The organism is Terasakiella sediminum, from assembly GCF_033100395.1.
Lineage (GTDB): Bacteria > Pseudomonadota > Alphaproteobacteria > Rhodospirillales > Terasakiellaceae > Terasakiella.
In genome coordinates this window covers 1-1,305 of record NZ_JAWLVJ010000066.1, presented here as the reverse complement: position 1 = coordinate 1,305, position 1,305 = coordinate 1, and the positions used below count along the sequence as shown (strand labels likewise).

1 protein-coding gene is annotated in these 1,305 nt (G+C 44.8%); it reads left to right on the top strand.

Going from position 1 to position 1,305, the window contains the following annotated elements; all coding sequences use genetic code 11:
- Positions 1-40: 40 nt before the first annotated feature.
- Positions 41-1,272 (top strand): IS3 family transposase gene (locus RYZ26_RS19825; RefSeq protein WP_317684994.1). Its coding sequence is split into 2 segments (ribosomal slippage): positions 41-386 and positions 386-1,272, totalling 1,233 coding nucleotides; the frame shifts between segments, so codons are not numbered across the junction.
- Positions 1,273-1,305 lie beyond the last annotated feature (33 nt).

The window sequence follows — 1,305 nt, the reverse complement described above, 5'->3', positions numbered from 1 at the left end:
TGACCCGTCCTGAAATAAGTTGACAGATTGGAGACTTATTATGGGAAACAAAGAAAACAAGCGGGTTAAGCGCACACAGCGTGATTATCCATTAGCCTTTAAACTATCAGTCGTTGAGCAGATTGAAAAAGGCGAAATGACTTATAAACAGGCACAAAATCGTTATGGAATTCAGGGGCGAAGTACGGCATTAACCTGGCTGCGCAAGCATGGTAAACTGGATTGGTCAAAACCCATTCATTATCGTGTCGCCATGCCCACATCAAAAGAAACTCCAGCCCAGAAAATCAAGCGCCTGGAAAAAGAGCTTGAAGATGAAAAGCTTAAAAATTTCATCTATGGGGAGATGGTCGATCTGGTTCACCGGGAATACGGGATCGACATGCGAAAAAAGTACTCTGTCGCACACTCTGGCTTGCCAAAGAAAAAGGACAGGTAAAACTGGCTACAGTGTGCCGCCTGATTGGGCTTTCTCGTCAGGCTGTGTATCAATGGAAAGGTCGTCTTGAAGAGCGCGAACGAACCTTGTTGCCTGTGCGTGACATGATTTTATATTGGCGCCGATTCATGCCCCGGATCGGGACACGAAAACTATATCACCTGATCAAGCCACAACTTGAAACCCAAGGGATCAAGCTCGGGCGTGATGGGTTGTTCCGCTACCTCAAACAAGAGAACCTTTTGGTTAAGCCTCGTAGGAGCTATACAAAAACGACTTACAGCAAACACTGGTTGCGTAAACATCCAAACCTGTTGAAAAGTCAACGTGTTGAAGACATTGAGCAGGTTTTTGTGAGCGATATTACCTACGTGCAGACAGATGAAGGAACGCATTATCTGTCTTTGGTGACAGACGCCTGTTCACGTAGAATTATGGGTTATGAGGTGAGTTCTGAAATGAAAGCAAGCGATGTTGTCAAAGCGCTGAAGATGAGTGTGGCCCAGAGGATTACAGACACGCCAACCATTCATCACTCAGATAGAGGATTGCAATATTGTTCAGCAGAATATCAAGATGTTCTGAGCAAAAACCGAATAAAACCATCCATGACAGACGGGTATGATTGTTATCAAAATGCTTTAGCAGAAAGGGTGAACGGCATCTTGAAGCATGAGTTTTTACTGCATCAATGCAAGAACCTCTGGGAATTGAAGACACTTGTTGCTCAATCCGTTCAGGTTTACAATGAACTGAGACCGCACTTGAGCTTGGGAATGAAAACGCCAAACCAAATGCACAGAAAAGCCCGCTGCCAAAAGCAACGGGCTTAACCTAAAACCGTCAACGTATTTTAGGACGGGTCA